Source organism: Pseudomonas sp. 2835 (assembly GCF_050435905.1).
Classification (GTDB): Bacteria; Pseudomonadota; Gammaproteobacteria; order Pseudomonadales; family Pseudomonadaceae; genus Aquipseudomonas.
On sequence record NZ_JBNDLE010000001.1, the window covers coordinates 68290 to 85578 of the forward strand.

General features: G+C 62.8%; 8 protein-coding genes. 5 read left to right on the top strand and 3 right to left on the bottom strand.

The window, feature by feature from the left end; all coding sequences use genetic code 11:
• The first annotated feature begins 15 nt into the window (after positions 1 to 15).
• Complete coding sequence (locus ABIE20_RS00225) at positions 16 to 1098, top strand: ABC transporter substrate-binding protein (protein WP_429501745.1); 1083 nt, start codon at positions 16 to 18, stop codon at positions 1096 to 1098.
• Between the two features lie 74 nt (positions 1099 to 1172).
• Positions 1173 to 6161: a dermonecrotic toxin domain-containing protein gene (locus tag ABIE20_RS00230; RefSeq protein WP_429501747.1), complete on the top strand. Its 4989-nt coding sequence runs from the start codon at positions 1173 to 1175 to the stop codon at positions 6159 to 6161.
• A 260-nt stretch (positions 6162 to 6421) separates the two neighbouring features.
• Here ABIE20_RS00230 and ABIE20_RS00235 read toward each other — a convergent pair whose 3' ends face one another.
• Together ABIE20_RS00235 and metH are read right to left on the bottom strand one after the other, a co-directional pair.
• Complete coding sequence (locus tag ABIE20_RS00235; RefSeq protein ID WP_010223692.1) at positions 6422 to 6640, bottom strand: DUF2970 domain-containing protein; 219 nt, start codon at positions 6638 to 6640, stop codon at positions 6422 to 6424.
• A 117-nt stretch (positions 6641 to 6757) separates the two neighbouring features.
• Positions 6758 to 10465 (bottom strand): methionine synthase, encoded by a 3708-nt coding sequence (metH, locus tag ABIE20_RS00240; RefSeq protein ID WP_429501750.1) that lies wholly within the window; start codon positions 10463 to 10465, stop codon positions 6758 to 6760.
• Between the two features lie 156 nt (positions 10466 to 10621).
• On the opposite strand from metH, the gene ABIE20_RS00245 reads away from it, so the two are divergent.
• From ABIE20_RS00245 to nfuA, 3 genes are all read left to right on the top strand, one after another.
• Positions 10622 to 12922, top strand: a complete 2301-nt coding sequence (locus ABIE20_RS00245) for a fatty acid cis/trans isomerase (protein ID WP_429501752.1) — start codon at positions 10622 to 10624, stop codon at positions 12920 to 12922.
• 112 nt (positions 12923 to 13034) lie between these two features.
• Positions 13035 to 14057, top strand: coding sequence for an acyltransferase family protein (locus ABIE20_RS00250; protein WP_429501754.1), 1023 nt, complete (start codon positions 13035 to 13037; stop codon positions 14055 to 14057).
• 69 nt (positions 14058 to 14126) lie between these two features.
• Complete coding sequence (gene nfuA / locus ABIE20_RS00255) at positions 14127 to 14711, top strand: Fe-S biogenesis protein NfuA (RefSeq protein WP_045198594.1); 585 nt, start codon at positions 14127 to 14129, stop codon at positions 14709 to 14711.
• An 83-nt stretch (positions 14712 to 14794) separates the two neighbouring features.
• Here the strand turns inward: nfuA and ABIE20_RS00260 are convergent, their stop codons facing one another.
• Complete coding sequence (locus tag ABIE20_RS00260; protein WP_429501757.1) at positions 14795 to 17254, bottom strand: TonB-dependent receptor plug domain-containing protein; 2460 nt, start codon at positions 17252 to 17254, stop codon at positions 14795 to 14797.
• Between the last annotated feature and the right edge of the window lie 35 nt (positions 17255 to 17289).

Here is a 17289-nt window from a genome sequence, read left to right on the forward strand (position 1 = left end):
CGGGAGCGTCAACGCATGCTCAAGGCCTTGTGCCAAAGCCTTTGCCTGAGCCTGCCACTGGTGGCCGGCGCGCAGGCGGCTTCAGTGGTGTTTCTCAATCCGGGCTATTCCAACGAGACCTTCTGGGTCAGTTATTCGCGTTTCATGCAGGCCGCTGCCGACGACCTCGGCCTGCAGTTGCGCATCCAGTACAGCGAACGCCGGCCGGAGCTGGCGCTGACCCAGGCCCGTGAAGTGCTCGAAGGCCGCCAGCGCCCGGACTACCTGGTGCTGGTCAACGAACAGTACATCGCCCCGGAGATCATCCGCCTGTCCCGTGACAGCGGGGTCAAGCTGTTCCTGGTCAACAACGGCCTGACGCCGGACCAGGCCGAGCTGATTGACAACCACCCGGACAAATACCCGCCCTTGCTCGGCACACTGGTGGGCAATGACGAGCAGGCCGGCTACCAGATGCTCAAGGCGCTGATTGCCCTGCGCGCCCAGCCGGGGGTGACCCGGCCGCTGGAGCTGCTGGCGTTTTCCGGGCTCAAGACCACGCCGGCCTCGCAGCTACGCGAGCAGGGCATGCGCCGCGCGCTGGCCGAGCACCCCGAGGTGCGCCTGCGCCAGGTGGTGTACGGCGGTTGGGGCCAGGAGCGGGCCTACGAACAGGCCCGGCAGCTGTTACAGCGCTACCCTAAGGTCGAGCTGGTGTGGTCGGCCAACGACGAAATGGCTTTTGGCGCCATGCAGGCGCTGGAGGAATCCGGGCGCGTGCCGGGCAAGGATGTGTTGCTGAGCGCCGTCAACAGCTCGCCGGCGGCGTTGCAGGCCCGTATCGACGGGCGCCTGAGTGTGCTCATGGGCGGGCACTTTTCCCTCGGCGGCTGGGCCATGGTGTTACTGCACGATGACGCCCTGCACCTGCCGATCACCGAGGATAGGAGACATGAGTATCAGGTGCCGGTGCTGCAGATGATCGGCCCTCAAAGGGCGCGCCGCTGGCTCCAACTGCAGGACGAAGCCGATTACGGCCTGGATTTTCGCCAGTTCAGTGCGCAAAAACAGGCTGCCGGTTACCAGTATCCTTTCCTGGTGCGTTCGGTGGATTACTGACGCGAGTACATATGTAGCGCCTGTACTGGGTGGAGCGCCGCTTAACTGGCTTATCTACTCATACCGGTGACTCTATGAATACGCCTACGCTCCCTGCGGCCACCTCTCGCCACGCGCAGTTCATCCGCGATCGATTACCTGAATGGGTCAAACATTCGACCGCCGATGATTTTGCACGTCTGCGCCGCTTCTTTCTGGGTGCGCAGAACCAGGCCGAGCGCCAGCCAGCCTGGTTCAGCGATGCCCCCCAGGCTCGACAGCAGGCCTTGCTGGCCAGCCAGGCAGCCAGCCGTACCTCCGCGCGAGCCCTTGCGCAGGCCTTGAAGGGTCTGCAAGGCATCACCGAGTTCAGCGAGCCGCGACTACGGGCGCGCCTGCAAGCCACACACCAGGTTGAAATCGATGTCAGCCGTAACAATCTCGTGCAGTTCCAGCCTGGCGCTAACAATCTACTGGACCCTGACATCATCCAGTACACGCTTTTGCAGGCGGCCTTGCAGAATTTTGACAAGGACACCCGGTTCGACAAGCGCAGCGCGTTGGCGCCGGTGGATGCGTTCGCACTGACCGTGGTACCCGGGGCCAGCGAAGATTCGCTTCCTTCGGTCAGCTTCGGCTTCGCCAGCACCCTGAGCGTAACCCCCCAGGCGTTTGCCGCGCTCTGCCATGAGCTCGACCTGGGCGGCCAGTACCAGGCGCACCTCGCCCAAATCTACGAATCACCTACTACCCGAGAGGTGCTAGGCCGTGCATGGATGACTGCCACCGCTGACCGATTGCAGGTCAATAGCCATGTTGCCTTGCTGCGCAACTGGATCAGTGAGACGGCCCACGCTCGCTTGTTGCAGTTGATTGCGCAGGCCCGGGCTGGCCAGCATGTACGATTCAGCCAGTTGCAGATGTTCGGTATCGCCCTCAGCGACGTACTGGTGCTGGGGCCGGACCGCGACAGCAGCCAGCAAGTGGAGCCGGTGTCACTCTATCTGCCGGGTGTGCCAGGCGCCGTACTCAAGGAGTATGGCTCGGTTGCACTGCTCAAGGCCGACCTGCGCGAGCGCTTGCGCGATACAGCCTTCGTCGATGATTTCATCCGCTTTGTGCCGCAGGCCGACCGGCAGACCTTCCGCCACCGTCTTAAGCTCAATCTGCAGACTACCGTTACCGGTGCCGACGGGCTGCGCTGGACGATCAACGATCCGCAGGCCAATTTGCACCTGAGAGAAACCGTGGTCCATGCACCGCTGTTTGCCGCTCTCTACACCCAGCATGTTGCTCGGATCAAAGCCGATGCCAGAGTCCTCGCAGTCCCCAGTGCGGAGGTCGACGAGCAACTTCGTCACAGCCGGATCGCGTATTGGCAAAGCCTGGGCCTGAACTTGCTTAATGTGGCGGCATTCTTTGTCCCGGGGCTGGGAGAGGTGATGGCGGTCGTGCAAGGCGTGCAACTGATTGAGGACGTTTTCGAGGGCGCCCATGACTGGGGGGATGGCGACAAGGCCCAGGCCTTGGCGCATTTACAGTCGGTGGCGCTGAATGTCGCTCTGGCAGCCGGCCTGCTGGTGGGCGCGAAGGTGGTGGCGCCGTCCCCAAAGGTCGTCGACGAGCTGGTCGAGGTGAGCCTGCCGGATGGCCAACAACGGCTTTGGCGGCCTGGCCTGGAAGGATACGAGACACAGGTGCCGATAGCACCTGAATCCCCACCTGATGAGTTCGGACAGCATACCTATGCGGGCAGGCGGTATTGGCGGCGCGATGGCAAGCACTATCAGCAAAGCCATCAGGACCCGCAACGAATCGCCCATGCACGCGAGCCCAATGCTTACCAGCCCCAGGTGCAGCATTACGGGCAAGGCGCCTGGCAGGTTCAAGGCGATAATCCCCTGGCCTGGTCACGCCGTCAGTTGCTCCAGCACCTGGGCGGGGCCGCGCATGGCCTGGACGAACTCGAGCTTGAATACGCGCTAAAGGCGTCGGGAGTGAGCGAGCAAAGCCTGTTGCAAGTTCACGTGCAAGGCACAGAAGCACCAATGGCCCTGAGTGACATCCTTGACCACCTGCAGGACGAACGCAAGGTAGAGGGCGCCATCGTGGCAATAGGCGAAGGTCGCAGCCTGTCCGCAGAGACCAGCTATCACCTGAATTACCTCGAGCAGATCGAAGGCTGGCCGAAAACTCATGTGCTTGAGCGTTTCCAGAGCCCGCAGTTGAGCGGTAACTCGACGGTGTATGGGGTGGTGAACGCGGACAGTGTCTTGCTCAAAGTGTCTGATGACGAAATCCTTGAGGGCAAACTTGCCCAGGCCATCCAGCGTGAAATGCAGCCGACGACGTTCAGGCAGATGATGGGAAGCAGCGTTGAAACGGGTAATGCGCTGCAGGTGTTGCGTGCTCGCATGGTCGAAACGTTGCAGGTCAACAGGACCGAAATCCTCCTCGGCATGCGCGCCGACCGTACGCTCGAGCCGCCGCTGCAGCGCCTGAAAGACCGCTTTCCCTACCTGCCCAATCGCAGCGTCGAGGCGTTGTACCGACAGGCCACCCGCCGTGAAGCCTTGCAGTTGAGTGACCTCGACCAGCCGATTCCCCTGCGCCTGGCCGAGCAGGCACAGGTGCTGAATAGCCAGGCTAGGGTTTCGCAGGCAATCGAGGGCGTGTGCCGCCCGGCATTGCACGGCGATGACAGCGACCGCCTGGCCCTGCGTTTGCTGGAGTTCTTGCCGGGTTGGCCAGACGACTTGCGCCTGGAGCTGCGGGTTGGCTCGACGTCGGGGGTGCAACTGGAAACCGTGGGGCCAGCGACGGCGAGCGAGGTCAAGTACCTGGTGCGCGAGGCTGGGGGGATTCGTGCTTACGATGGCAACGGCCTGAGCCTGAACAATCTGCCGGGTAAAGGCGAGCACAACCTGTTTGCATCCATCCTCAAGGCATTGCCGGACCGGGCACGGCTCAGCATGGCCCTGCAAATACACGACAGCCAAGTGCTGGGCGCACGACTCGCCGAGCTGGCCCTTGCCGACCACCCGCGCGTTGCGCGAATCATCAGCACCCCGGCGGTGCATCCCTGGTTCAGGCCCGGCCTTGGTCTGCGCGGTGGCGGCAGCGCGGTTGGCAGGCTACGAACCGATGTCAACCTTCGCAGTCGCGTCCGCCAGTTGTACCCGCAGATGAATGACGAACGTGCGAGTCACTACCTTTCCCAGCTTCAACGAGAGGTGGGCATCGAACAGTTGCAAGCAAGGGTGGCGCAGCTTGAGCGTGACTACCAGGCCCTGGACCAGAACCTGACCGCTTGGGCCGGTACCCATCGTGATCACCTGGAGGCTGCGCGCCGTATCCGTAGCTGCTGGCAACGCCAGGAGCCGCCGTTATCTTTCGGCCGGGCACCGCGCCAGCGGATGGGCCTGCACCTGAGTCTGTCGGAACTTGAACTGCAAAGCTTGCCGACACTTGGCTGCCAGATGGATTCGGTGTTGCACCTGGAGCTGGACAGCGTGCAACTGGGCAGTTTGCCGCCGGGATTTCTGGCCAGCTTCCCCGAACTGGATACTCTCTCGCTGCCGAACACCAACCTGACCACCGTTCCGGAGGAAATCACCCGCCTGACTGAACTGAGCACCTTGGACCTGTCCAGCAACAGGTTGAACCTGGATGCCCAGGCCTACACCCGGCTGGCAGCGCTGCCCAGGCTGGAGAACCTGTACATGAGTGAATGCGAGCTCGATTCAGTCCGGTTGCTGCATGTGTTGAGTACCAGGCGCCAGTTGCGTAGCGTGAGCCTGAACAGCAACCGGATCGTCCTGGATGCCATAGACGTCGAGGTACTGGCAGGTTTTACCCGGCTGCGAGAGTTGTTCCTGAGCGATAACCCTTTGACCCGGGCGCCTGATGTATCGGGCATGTCGCGCCTGCGCATCCTGGGCCTGATCGGTACCGAAATCAGCGCGTGGCCACGTGGGCTGGAGCACTTGAACCACTTGGAAAACGTCTACCTGCAACGTAATCGGATTACTACCCTGCCAGAGCTCTGGCTGGCGGCAACCAATCGCACACGCGCTGCTGCGATTGGCCTGGAGGGAAACCCCTTGGACATGCCCAGTAGTGACAGGCTTCTGGAGTTCATTGATGAACAACAGTTGCAGACAGATGGCCAGGCGGGCGACCTCGAAGGCGGCGTAGTGGATTTCGGTATTGAGCGTATGGATCTGATACAGGCTATTGCCACTGGAGGTTGGGGGCCTGTAGTGGGTATTCCGGCTGAGGCCGACTTTCTGCTATCGGGTGTCAGTGATGTGCGCCGTGCGCAGTGGCAGCAACTGAAGGCTGAACAGAGGTCAGGGCCGCTGTTTGTGATCATCGAACGCTTGGGCTCAACTGCTGATGCCCAGCAGGTACCGCAGGTTCTCAGGAACCGGGCCTGGACACTGCTTGACGCAGCAAGCGAAAGCCAGGCGTTGCGCCAACGCCTGTTCGAGGTCGCCGAGCAGCCACGCTGCCGGGATGCGGTGATCGCCCAGTTTGCCTTGCTGGAGGAGGAGGTCTTGCTGTTCAGGGCTGAGGCCAGGGTCGCGAACGGTCAGGCCGAAGGCGCTGAGTTGCTGGGGCTGGCCCGGGGGTTGTTTCAACGCGGGGTACTTGCCGAATATGCTTCACGCTTGCCTGGCGGCGAGCAGATTGAGGGTTACCTGGCGTTGTGCATCCGGTTCGAGTCCGAGTTCAACTTGCCGCCGGTGGCCCGCACCATGTTATACGCCGATGTCTGCGGTCTTACCGAAGCACATTACCGTGCCGCCAGGACACTGTTGCAGAGTGAGTTCGACGGGCCATTGATGGTGCAATCGATCAGTGATCGGACGTTTTGGCAGTCGTACCTGCGCAATCGGCATCCTGCGCGTTTCAGCACCCTGAGTGACCGTTTCGCTGAACGCCAGGAAGCTCTGGACGTTGATGCACCGGATTACGGCCAACAGGCCAACAACTTGCGCGACACCTATGAAGCGGCCGAGCAGGACCTGTTGGTACAACTGACCCGTGAGCAAATGGGGCTTGCAACCGACGAACAGTGAAAACCCCTGCTTGAGCAATGGCCATTGCTGAACTTAACTGCTACGGGTGACATGCATTCCCATAACCCCAACAAGAGGCAATGCAATGGGAAATTCGACCAAAGCGGGTAAGCCTGACAGCAGTGTCGATGCCTGGGCGATACTCTGTCTGATCATCCTCGTGGTAGTGACCGCCGTGTATTGGGTCAGCCACCAGTGACATCACCCGATGGGTAACAGTGAACCGCCCGCAGAATGGACATCTGCGGGCGGACTGCTTTTCAGCGGGCGGTCAGGTGCATGGCCAGTTGCACCAGCCCGATCAATACCAGAATGAACAGCAAGGTGAACACGGTGCCCAGCGCGATAAAGTGGCTGGCCTTGCCGTGGTTGAAGTCGCGGGCGCGGTTCTTGCCGCTCTGCACCCCGAAGGCCGCTGCCAGGATGCTTTGCAGCATCTGCCAGAAGGTCGGGGGTTTGCCTTGGGCGGGTTCGTCCATGAGGGGCTCCTTGTAAAAGGCATCCCCCTCAGTGTAGACGGTAGCTGCAAGCTATGAGCTACAAGCTACAAGAAGCTGGTGCGCCTTCTTGCAGCTTGTAGCTTGTAGCTTGAAGCTTCAGTTGTCATAACCAAGGTTAGGCGCCAGCCAGCGCTCGCTCACGCTCAGGTCCTGGCCTTTGCGCGCGGTGTAGCTCTGCACCTGGTCCTTGTCGACCTTGCCCACGGCGAAGTACTGCGCTTGCGGGTGGGCGAAGTACCAGCCGCTGACCGCCGCCGCCGGGAACATGGCGAAGTGTTCGGTAAGGAACACGCCGCTGGGGCCGGTTTCGCCGATGGCAGTGCCGTCGAGCAGGCGGAACAGGGTTTCCTTCTCGGTGTGGTCGGGGCAGGCCGGGTAGCCCGGGGCAGGGCGGATACCCGAGTACTGCTCCTTGATCAGCGCTTCGTTGCTCAGGTGCTCGTCCTTGGCGTAACCCCAGTAGTCTTTACGCACCTGCTCGTGCAGCCATTCGGCGCAGGCCTCGGCCAGGCGGTCGGCGAGGGCCTTGACCATGATCGAGTTGTAGTCGTCGCCCTTGTCCTGGTAAGCCTTGGCCACTTCCTCGGCGCCGATGCCGGCGGTGGTGATGAAGCCGCCGACGTAATCGGTGATACCGGTTTCCTTGGGCGCGACGAAGTCGGCCAGGGAGAAGTTCGGCTTGTTGTCCGGCTTGATGGTCTGCTGGCGCAGGTGGTGCAGGTGCGCCAGTGGCTGGCCATCGGCGCCATAGACTTCGATGTCGTCATGGTTGACCTGGTTGGCCGGCCAGAAGCCGAACACCGCGCGGGCGCTGATCAGCTTTTCGTCGATCAGCTTGGCGAGCATTTCCTGGGCATCCTTGAACAGCGCGGTTGCGGCTTCGCCGACCACTTCGTCGGTGAGGATGCGCGGGTACTTGCCGGCCAGGTCCCAGGAGATGAAGAACGGCGTCCAGTCGATGTACTCGGCCAGCACCTTGAGGTCGATGTTTTCCAGCACCTTGACGCCGGTGAAGCTCGGCACCACCGGCTGGTAACCGGCCCAGTCGTACTTGGGCTTGGCGGCAATCGACTGCTCGTAGCTCAGGCGCTCAGTGCGGGCGCTGCGGTTGGCGGTGCGCTCGCGCACCTCGATGTAGTCCAGGCGGGTCTTCTCGACGAAGCCTGGCTTGAGTTCCTTGGACAGCAACTGGGTGGCGACGCCCACCGCGCGCGAGGCGTCGGTGACGTAGATCACCGCGTCGTTGCTGTACTTGGGCTCGATCTTCACCGCCGTGTGGGCCTTGGAGGTGGTGGCGCCGCCGATCATCAGCGGCAGGTGGAAGTCCTGGCGCTGCATTTCGCGGGCAACATGGACCATCTCGTCCAGCGACGGGGTGATCAAGCCGGACAAGCCGATGATGTCGCACTTCTGCTCGCGGGCGGTCTGCAGAATTTTCTCGGCCGGGACCATGACGCCGAGGTCGACGATGTCATAGCCGTTGCAACCGAGCACCACGCCGACGATGTTCTTGCCGATGTCGTGCACGTCGCCCTTGACCGTGGCCATGAGGATCTTGCCCTTGGCTTCGGGCTTGTCGCCTTTTTCCAGTTCAATGAAGGGAATCAGGTGCGCTACCGCCTGCTTCATCACCCGCGCCGACTTGACCACCTGGGGCAGGAACATCTTGCCGGCGCCAAACAGGTCGCCGACCACGTTCATGCCGCTCATCAGCGGGCCTTCAATCACCTCGATAGGGCGCGCGCACTGCTGGCGGCACTCTTCGGTGTCTTCCACGATAAAGGCGGTGATGCCCTTGACCAGCGCATGTTCCAGGCGCTTGCCAACTGGCAGCGAGCGCCATTCCTCGTTCTCGACTTCCTTGACCGCGCCACCGCCCTTGTAATCGTCGGCAATCGCCAGCAGGGCGTCGGTGCCTTCCGGGGTGCGATTGAGCACCACGTCCTCGACCCGTTCGCGCAGCGCCGGCGGGATCTCGTCGTAGATCTCCAGCTGGCCGGCGTTGACGATACCCATGGTCAGGCCATTCTGGATCGCGTGGTAGAGGAACACCGAGTGGATCGCCTCGCGCACCGGGTTGTTGCCACGGAACGAGAACGACACGTTGGAAACACCACCCGAGCTCAGGGCGTAGGGCAGGTGATCGCGGATGTAGGCGCAGGCTTCGATGAAGTCGACGGCGTAGTTGTTGTGCTCCTCGATGCCGGTGGCGACGGCGAAGATGTTCGGGTCGAAGATGATGTCTTCGGGCGGAAAGCCCACTTCGTTGACCAGGATGTCATAGCTGCGCTGGCAGATCTCGCGCTTGCGCGCGGCGGTGTCGGCCTGGCCGACCTCGTCGAAGGCCATCACCACCACGGCGGCGCCGTAGCGCTTGCACAGCTTGGCGTGATGCTTGAAGGCCTCGACGCCTTCCTTCATCGAGATCGAGTTGACGATGCCCTTGCCCTGGATGCATTTGAGGCCCGCTTCGATCACTTCCCATTTGGAGGAGTCGATCATGATCGGTACGCGGGAGATGTCCGGCTCACCGGCGATCAGGTTGAGGAACTTGACCATGGCCGCCTGGGAATCGAGCATCCCTTCGTCCATGTTGATGTCGATCACCTGGGCGCCGGCCTCGACCTGCTGCAGGGCGACCTCCAGTGCTTCGGTGTAGTTCTCTTCGCGGATCAAGCGGGCGAACTTGGCGGAACCGGTGATGTTGGTGCGCTCACCGACGTTGACGAACAACGAGTTGCGGTCGATGGTGAACGGCTCAAGGCCCGACAGCCGGCAGGCCTTGGGGATGTCCGGAATGGCCCGTGGCGGGTATTTGCTTACCGCTTCGGCAATCGCCTGGATATGCCCCGGGGTGGTGCCGCAGCAACCGCCAATGATGTTCAAGAAGCCGCTGGCGGCGAATTCTTCGACCACCACGGCCATTTCGGCCGGGGTTTCGTCGTATTCACCGAAGGCGTTCGGCAGGCCGGCGTTAGGGTGCGCCGAGACATGGGTGCCGGCTTTGCTCGACAGCTCTTCGAGGTAGGGGCGCAGGTCCTTGGCGCCGAGGGCGCAGTTCAGGCCCACCGAGATCGGCTTGGCATGGCGCACCGAGTTCCAGAACGCTTCGGTGGTCTGCCCCGACAGGGTGCGGCCGGAGGCGTCGGTGATGGTCCCGGAGATCATGATCGGCAATTCGACGCCGTCTTCCTCGAACACCTGCTGCACGGCGAAGATCGCCGCCTTGGCGTTGAGGGTGTCGAAGATGGTCTCGATCAGGATCAGGTCGGCGCCGCCTGCGATCAGGCCACGGGTCGCCTCCAGGTAGTTTTCTACCAGCAGGTCGAAGGTGACGTTGCGATAGCCCGGATCGTTGACGTCGGGGGAAATCGAGCAGGTGCGGCTGGTCGGGCCGAGCACGCCGGCAACGAAGCGCGGCTTGCCCGGGGTTTCGAGGGTCTTGGCGTCGGCGACCTGGCGGGCGATGCGTGCGCCTTCAAGGTTAAGCTCATAGGCCAGCGACTCCATGCCGTAGTCGGCCTGGGAAATCTGCGTGGCGTTGAAAGTGTTGGTTTCGAGAATGTCGGCGCCGGCGTCCAGGTAGGCCTTCTCGATGGCGGCGATGACGTCGGGGCGCGACAGCAGCAACAGGTCGTTGTTGCCTTTGACATCGCTTGGCCAATCGGCGAAGCGCGTGCCACGATAGTCGTGTTCCTCGAGGCGGTAGCTTTGGATCATAGTACCCATGCCGCCATCGAGAATCAGGATGCGCTCTTTGAGTGCTTGCTGAAGTGCTTGGAAACGAGCGCTGCGGTCAGACATAGGACTACCTGGTCGGGCAAAAACAAAAGTTGCGGAATAATAACAAAGCTGCGCGGTTTTTAGACGTGTTGAAGATTTACATGAATTTCATTCATGTTGGCACGCCGCCAGCACCGGTAGAATCGTGAAGCTATCAATACCCAGGACATTCGGCACATGGTGCATCGCTTACTTGCCGGCGCTTTCGCTCTGTTCATCAGCAGCGTAGCGTTGGGGCAAGCCCCTCAATCAAGCTCGGCTATTTCGTATACCCGGGACATCCAACCGATCTTCACCGAGAAATGCGTGGCCTGCCACGCCTGCAACGACGCTGCCTGCCAGCTCAACCTGGGCAGTGCCGAGGGCGCCTCGCGGGGTGCCTCCAAGGTGCCGGTGTACCAGGGCGAACGCAGCACGGCGGTCGCGCCGACGCGCTTGTTCTACGACGCCACCAGCACTGAAGGCTGGCAGCGCAAGGGCTTCTACTCGGTGCTCGACAACCAGGGCAGCCAGGCTGCGCTGATGGCGCGGATGCTCGAGCTGGGCCACAAGACCCCGCTGACGCCCAACGCCAAGTTGCCCGAGGAGATCGTCCTGGGCCTGAACCGCAACAACATGTGCCCGTTGCCCGGCGAGTTCGACGTTTATGCAGGCGCGCACCCCAAAGAGGGCATGCCGCTGGCGGTCACCGGTCTCACCGATGCCCAGTACCAGACCCTGCAGCGCTGGCTGGCGGCCGGTGCGCCGGTGGAGCACGAGCCGATCCAGCCAAGCGCCAGGGAGGCCGCGCAAATTGCCGACTGGGAAGCACTGCTCAACCGTCCGGGCTCGACCGAAGCGCTGGTTGGCCGCTGGCTGTACGAGCACCTGTTCCTCGCCCACATTCACTTTGTCGGCGGCGAGCAGGGGCACTTCTTCCAGTGGGTGCGTTCGCGCACCCCAAGCGGCCAGCCGATCGACCTGATCGCCACGCGCCGGCCCAACGACCCGCCGGGCACCGACTTCTATTACCGGCTGATGCCGGTGCAGGGCGTGATCGTGCATAAAACCCACATCACCTACCCCATGGGCCCGCAGAAGCTCAAGCGCGTCAAGCAGCTGTTCTACAGCGGCGACTGGCACGCCAGTGCGCTGCCCGGCTACGGCCCGCGCCACCGCGCCAACCCGTTCGAAACCTTCGAAGCGATCCCGGCGGTGGCCCGTTACCAGTTCATGCTGGATAACGCCGAGTACTTCGTGCGCACCTTCATTCGTGGCCCGGTGTGCCGTGGCCAGATTGCCACCGACGTGATCCGCGACAACTTCTGGACGCTGTTCCAGGAGCCGGCCCACGACCGCTATCTGACCGATGCCGAGTACCGCGGCCAGGCTACGCCGCTACTGGCGATGCCCGGGCAGATCGACGACGTCGGCAGCATCCTGACCCTCTGGCATGCCTACCGCGACAAGCGCAACGAGTACGAAAAGCTGCGCCGCGAAGCCTACGCCGAAGTGCCGCCGCCGAGCTGGTCGAGCCTCTGGGCCGGCAACGACAACGCGCTGCTGACCATCTTCCGGCACTTCGATAGCGCCTCGGTGAGCAAGGGCCTGATCGGTGATGTGCCGAAAACCATCTGGCTGTTCGACTACCCGCTGTTCGAGCGCACCTACTACCAGCTGGCGGTCAACTTCGACGTTTACGGCAACGTCTCGCACCAGGCGCAGACGCGGCTGTACTTCGACCTGATTCGCAATGGCGCCGAGGTCAACTTCCTGCGCCTGATGCCGGCCGATGCCCGCGGTACGATCCTCAGCGACTGGTACCAGAACAGCGGCAAGGTGAAGATGTGGATGGACTACGAGGACATCGACACCAACACCCCGAGCGCGCTGAAACTCGACAAGCGCGACCCCAAGCGTGACTTCGGCCTCAAGCTGATCCAGCGCACCGGCAGCCTCAACGCCGCCCCCGACCCGATCAACCGCTGCCAGGGCGCCTATTGCTCGCGGCCGCAAATGAGCGAGGAGTTCCGGGATGTCGAGCAGTCGCTGAGCCGCCTGGTATCGCGCCCGGCGGCGGGCCTTAAGGTCATCAACCAGTTGCCCGAAGCAACCATGCTGCGCATCGAAGGGCAGGGCGGCCAGCGCCAGGTCTACAGCCTGCTGCGCAACCGCGCGCACAGCAACGTCGCCTTCATGCTCGGCGAAGCCTACCGTTACCAGCCGGGCCTGGACACCCTGACCCTGGTGCCGGGCGTGCTCAGCAGCTACCCGAACTTCATGTTCAACGTCCCGGCCAGCGATGTGCCGGAGTTCGTCGAAGACCTTGAAGCGGCGCGCGATGACACCGCCAGGTTCGAGCGCATCGTCATGCGCTGGGGTGTGCGCCGCAGCCACCCGCAGTTCTGGCAGTACTTTCACGATCTCAACAGCTACATCAAGGAGACCGACGCGGTGGAGTCGGGCGTGCTCGATATGAACCGCTACGAGAACCTGTAACGATGACCGCCGGGAAGGTCGCCTGACCTTTCCCGGCAACCTGTGGTCCGAGCTCTCATGCGGCCCCGGTTCCGGCCGGGGCTTGAGTGGGACTTAAGACGCAGGTAACCGGATGCTGTATTCGCTTCAGGCTTTAAGGGCGCTTGCCGCCTGGGTGGTGGTTTGCCATCACTTCATGCAGATTTTCTTCGACTTCCATGCCAGTGGCCCGATTGGACAGTTCTTGACTGACCGCGGGGCCGTGGGCGTGGATGTGTTCTTCGTGATCAGCGGTCTGGTGATCTACCTGTCGACCCGCGACAAGGCCATGCCGGCCCGGCGCTTTCTGCTCAACCGGGCGCTGCGCATCGTGCCGGCCTACTGGTTCTACACCGCGCTGATGGCCTTGCTGCTGGTCGCCGCCAGCCAGTGGATGCCGCACCAGGCCATCGACCTTGAGCATTTTCTGTTGTCGTTGCTGTTCATTCCGGCCGAGAACCCCGGCGGTTACGGCCAGTACCCGACCCTCAATGTCGGCTGGACCCTGAACTACGAGATGTTCTTCTACCTGTTGTTCTCGCTGGTGTTCGTGGTCCGCCAGCAACACCGGCTGTTGCTGGTGGCGGTGGCCTTGCTGCTGGTCAGCGAGGTGCTGACCCGCGCCGGGCTGCTCAATCACTTCTACCGCAACAATATCGTCTATGAATTTTTGCTCGGTATCGGCATCGGCGTGCTCTACCGCCGTGGCTGGATCGCCCAGGGCCTGTGGCTGCCGCTGGCGATCCTGGCGGCGGCGGGTCTGGCAATCTATCACCTGGATGCCTCGATGCGCCTGTTGCACTGGGGTGTGCCGAGCGCGCTGATCGTCTTCGCCTGCATTGCCCTGGAGCCGTACTTCAAGGGTAACCGCCTGCTCAAGGCGCTCGGCGATTGCTCGTACTCGGTGTACCTGATCCACGTGCTGGTGCTGTATGCCGGCTGGTTTGCCAGCGAGCGCCTGAACCTCAGCCCCTATGCCGTGTTCGCCCTGTGTGTACCGTTGATCGCCGGGTTGTCGTGGGCCAGTTACCTGCTGCTGGAAAAGCGTTTGTACCGGCGCATGAGCGACTGGTTCGAGGCGCGGCGCGGCACGCCGGTGGCGGTAACCCTTTCCTGACAGAATTACTAGGACTTTGTTCGGCGGCCAGGTTGGCGTAAACTGCCGACAAGTCTGTGAGGAACTTCCATGAGCGCCATAACTATTACCGACGCCGCGCATGATTACCTGGCCGATCTGCTGGAAAAGCAGAACACCCCAGGTATTGGCATTCGCATTTTCATTACCCAACCGGGCACCACCTACGCTGAAACCTGCATTGCCTACTGCAAGCCGGGCGAAGAGAAGCCGGAGGACGAGGCGGTGGGCCTGAAGACCTTTACCGCCTACCTTGACGCGGTCAGCATTCCGTTTCTTGAGGACGCCGTGGTTGACTACGCCACCGACCGCATGGGCGGCCAGCTGACCATCAAGGCACCGAACGCCAAGGTGCCGATGGTCAACGAAGACAGCCCGGTCAACGAGCGCATCAACTACTACCTGCAAACCGAGATCAACCCGGGGCTGGCCAGCCACGGCGGGCAGGTCAGCCTGATCGAAGTGGTCGAGGACGGCATTGCCGTGCTGCAGTTCGGTGGCGGTTGCCAGGGCTGCGGCCAGGCCGACGTGACCTTGAAGGAAGGCATCGAGCGGACCTTGCTCGAGCGTATTCCCGAGCTCAAGGGTGTGCGTGATGTGACTGACCACAGTCAGAAAGAAAACGCTTACTACTAATGTAGCTATCGCGGGGCAAGCCCGCTCCCACAGGGGTAGTCCACCCTGTGGGAGCGGGCTTGCCCCGCGATGGTTTTCAAGCCTCAAAAGTCATAACTGACACTCGCATAGTAAAACGCCCCCTGCGCCCCCTCCGGCGAGGTAATCGAATACTTCGGCACCCCATACAACTGCGGCCCTTCGAGCTTGTCCGGATGGCTGTCGAACAGGTTAATCGCGCCCACCGATAATTTCAGCCCCTGGTCAAAGCTGTAGCTCAGGTCCAGGTCGGTGATCCACTGCGCGCTGAAGGTCTGGTCCAGGTTCGGGTTGCTGCTGTTCAAGCTCTGCCACTCGCCATAGCGGCGCTGGGTCAGGGTCACGCCCCAGTTCTCATACAGCCAGTTGGCGCTCAAGGTCAGTTTATCTTCCGGCGTGCCGTGCTCGATCAGGCCCTGGGTGGTGCGGCCGACGATCTGCTCGCCGCTGATGCCGCCGACATCACGCAACTCGGTGATCCGCGTGCGGGTCTTGGCAAAGCCTGCGTTGAGGTTGAGCCGGCCAAACTGCTGCAAGTCCCACTGGTATTGCCCGGCCAGTTCGACGCCGTCGGTGCGGGTTTCGGCGATGTTGGTGTAGAACGCCGCGCTCTGGATATTGGCGTAGGGCGTGCCGGCAAAGATCGGCCCGACCACGTTGCCCGGTAGCTGGTCGGAGAGGGTGATACGGTTGTCGATATCGATGCGGTAGGCATCGAGGGTCACCGAGGCGTTGGCCAGCGGGCGCCAGACCAGGCCCAGCGACAGGTTGGTGGACTCCTCCGGTTTCAGCGCCCGGCCGCCGAGCAAGGCCGCCTCCGGGCTGTCGGCGCGCAGGGTGCGCTGCTGCACTTCGACCCAATTGCCGCTGCCCGAAGGCTGCTCGACTACCTGCACACTGAACGACGACAGCCCGCTCTGCACCAGCGACGGCGCGCGGTAGCCGGAGCTGATGCTGCTGCGCGCGGCAATCTGCGGGGTGAAGTCGTAGCGCAGCGAGAGCTTGCCGTTGGTGGTGTCGCCAAAGTCCGAATAGTGCTCTGAGCGCACCGCGACTCCGGCCTGGAACTTGTCGGTGATCTGCCCTTCGACATCGACATAGGCACCGAACACCTTGCGCTCAAGCGATGCGGCATCGACCTGGGTGATGCCGGCGTAGTAACCGGGAATGCGCCGGCCAGTGAGCGGATCGAGGGTGTTGAACAGCGGCCCGTTCTGCCAGCCGGCCGCTTCGCCGGCACTCAGGCGGTAGTTCTCCTTGCGCCAGGCCAGGCCCGCCGACAGGGTCAGCGGCCTGGCCAGCAGGTCGGTAGGGAAGTCGCGGACCCAGTCCAGGGTCAGGTTGGTCTGCTCGTTCTCGCGCTCGCCGGTGTAGATTTTCGCCGGGCTGGCGTTGCCCCAACTGGGGTTGATGGCATTGCGGTCGGTGGACTTGAGCGAGTCGTTGCCGTAGTTGGCGGCGAGGTCGAACTTGCCCAGGTGTTCGTCTTCGTACCGCAGGCCACCCGTCACGGCGTAGTCTTCGAGGTTGTAGCGGGTGATCGGCAGGCGCCCGTCCGGGTAGCGCTGCAGGGCCACGCTGGCGTAGTTGTTGCGCAGGGTTGTCGGCGGGTCGAAGAAGCCTTCGGCGTCGGTGTTCTTGTGCGCGTAGGTGGCAAAGCCGTAGGCGGTCAGGCCGTCGCCGACGCCAATCTCGCTGTTGGCCACCAGGTTGTACTGGTCCGAGACATTGCCCGAGCCCCAGTGCCAGGTGCGGTAGCGGTTGTTCTGTTCGCGCTCGGTATTGATGTTGGTGGAGCCTGGGTAAAAGATCCGATTGTCCGCGCGGGTGTCGCTGGCCGGGTCCTGGCTGCCTGCATCGAAACTCAGGTTGAGAAAGCCATCGTTGGGCAGCGCCAGGCCCTTCCAGCCGCTGAGCTTGCGCTGCAGGCCGTCGCCCTTGGCGTAGCCGCCGAAGCGATAGCCGAGGTTGCCACCGGCGTCGTTCTCTTTGAGCACGATGTTGATTACCCCGGCGATGGCGTCCGAGCCGTACTGGGCGGCAGCACCGTCCCGCAGGATCTCCACCCGCGAAATGGCACTCAGCGGGATCAGGCTCAAGTCCACCGCCGCCGCGCCGCGGCCGTTGGCCAGGCCCTGGCGGGTGACGTTGGCGCTGCTGTGGCGGCGCTTGCCATTGACCAGCACCAGCACCTGGTCAGAGGCCAGGCCGCGCAACGAGGCGCCCTGGGCGATGGAGCCGGCAAAGGCGCCCTGCGGCGACTGCGGGAAACTGAACGACGGCGACAACGCGGTGAGCGCCCCGGACAAATCCTGGGCGCCGGTTTCCTGCAACTGCTCGGCGCTGAGCACATCCACCGGGGCCGCGCTCTGCAGGGCGGTGAGATCACTGCGGCGGGTGCCGACCACCACCACGGTGTCGAGCTTGCTGTCGCTGGCGCCCGGCGCCTGGGCGTAAACGCCGGGCGCGCCGAAGCCGCCGATGACCAGCGCGATGGCGCCAGCCAAGGGGGTAGGTCGGAACATGGGAACAGACTCCTGTAAGGCAAAAAGGATGCAGC